Annotated in this window: 2 protein-coding genes and 1 pseudogene; all 3 read left to right on the top strand. The window is 64.7% G+C overall.

Annotated features, from left to right (window positions below; genetic code table 11):
• The first annotated feature begins 103 nt into the window (after window positions 1-103).
• Entirely contained in the window at window positions 104-802 is a 699-nt protein-coding gene (locus tag ACWGI8_RS43910; protein ID WP_453669174.1) for a reverse transcriptase domain-containing protein, read from the top strand.
• A 74-nt stretch (window positions 803-876) separates the two neighbouring features.
• Entirely contained in the window at window positions 877-1,437 is a 561-nt protein-coding gene (locus ACWGI8_RS43905) for a group II intron maturase-specific domain-containing protein (RefSeq protein WP_453669173.1), read from the top strand.
• 129 nt (window positions 1,438-1,566) lie between these two features.
• Window positions 1,567-1,695, top strand: a pseudogene (locus tag ACWGI8_RS43900) (IS110 family transposase); the annotation flags it as partial.
• Window positions 1,696-1,803: the final 108 nt, after the last annotated feature.

The raw sequence follows: 1,803 nt of genomic DNA, 5'->3' as shown, positions 1-1,803 counted from the left end.
CCGCAAAAAGCAGCGACCACAGCGGTTGACTATCCACAACCAACACGGGCGCGTCGCTGTGCACATGTGGAAACAGAACATCAAAAACACTTAACTACGCGGCATTGCCCCGCAGGGATCGGCGATTTCGCCCGTGCTGGCGAATCTGTATCTGCACTACGCGTTCGATGCGTGGCTGGGGCGGGAGTTTCCGCACATCACGTTCGAGCGGTATTGCGACGATGCGGTGATTCACTGCCGCAGCGAGCACCAGGCCCGCCGCGTGCGGGACGCGCTCGCAGCGAGATTGGCGCAGGTCGGTCTGGAATTGCATCCGGACAAGACGCGCATCGTGTACTGCAAGGACGCTGACCGACGCGGCTCGTACGAGCACACGTCGTTCACCTTCCTCGGGTACACGTTCCGGCCGAGGCTGTCCAAGAACCGGTACGGGAAGCACTTTGTGAACTTCCTGCCCGCGGTCAGCAAGGAGGCGATCAAGGCGATGGGCAAGGAGATCCGGTCCTGGCGCATCGCCTGCCGCAGTGACATGTCCCTCGGTGACCTTGCACGGATGTACAACAGCGTCGTGCAAGGCTGGGTCAACTATTACGGGCGCTTCTACAAGTCCATGTTGTATCCCCTTCTCCGGCGTATCAACGAGTACCTGGTGCGCTGGGCTTGCCGGAAGTACAAACGACTCCACCGTCGGGAGAAGAAGGCACGGGAACTGCTGGCGGGCACCGCCCGCCGCTACCCGAACCTCTTTGCCCACTGGCGGTTCGGTCTCAAGCCTGACGGCTGGGCGATGGGAGCCGTGTGAGCCGAGAGGCTCCCGCACGGTTCTGCGAGCGGCGGCGGGTGAGATTCCCGCCGCCGACTCACCTTCTCGTGCTCGTGTCCGGGACCCGTGAGCACTGCGAAGTGCTCCGCGAGGAGGTGGCAGCGGTCCTCGCACCGATGGGCATGCGCCTGTCGATGGAGAAGACGAGGATCACCCACATCGACGAGGGCCTCAACTTTCTCGGGTGGCGCATCCAGCGTCACCGCAAGCGGGGCACCGATCGGCACTACGTCTATACCTACCCGGCGAAGAAGTCCGTCAGGACCGTCGCTCACAGGGTCAAGACCACGTGCCGGACCGACGTCAACCAGCCGCTGCCGACCCTGCTGCGTCAGCTCAATCCGATGCTGCGGGGCTGGTGCGCCTACTTCCGGCCCGGCGTTTCCAGCGCCACGTTCCAGTACCTGCGCGAGCTTGTCTGGCGTCAGGTGATGATCTGGATCAGGCGCAAACACCGCCGGATCACCTGGAAGGAACTCCGCCGCCGTTACTGCGACGGCAGATGGTGGCCGACCAGCGAGGAGGTCACACTGTTCGATCCGGCAAAGGTACGCACGACGCGTTACCGATACCGGGGAACGGTTATCCCCTCGCCCTGGCCGAGGATGGGATGAGGAACCCGAGGAAGCACCACGGGATTTGTGGAGAGCCCGGTGCTCGGTAACGGGCACGCCGGGTTCGGGAGGCGGTCCGGGGAAACCCACCAGCAGCAATGCTGGCAGGGCGCCCCGGGCCGACCTCACCGGGCCGAGGGCAAGCGCCACACCCAGGCCGTCCTCGCCCTCGCACGCCGCCGCGTCAACGTCCTCTGGGCCCTCCTGCGCGACGGCCGGTGCTACCAGCTCGCGCCGCCTACCGCCCTCGCTGCTTGACGAACGGCATTAGCCTCGCTGTTTCGGTTGCGGTGGCGAGGCGTTGTGATCGTCAACTGTTGGGTGTCTGACGCGTCTATGTTTCGCGGGCATGCAAGGGGCCCGGCG

The organism is Streptomyces sp. NPDC054841, from assembly GCF_053611045.1.
Note: the sequence above shows the minus strand (reverse complement) of the source record. Positions and strands in the feature narration are given on the sequence as shown.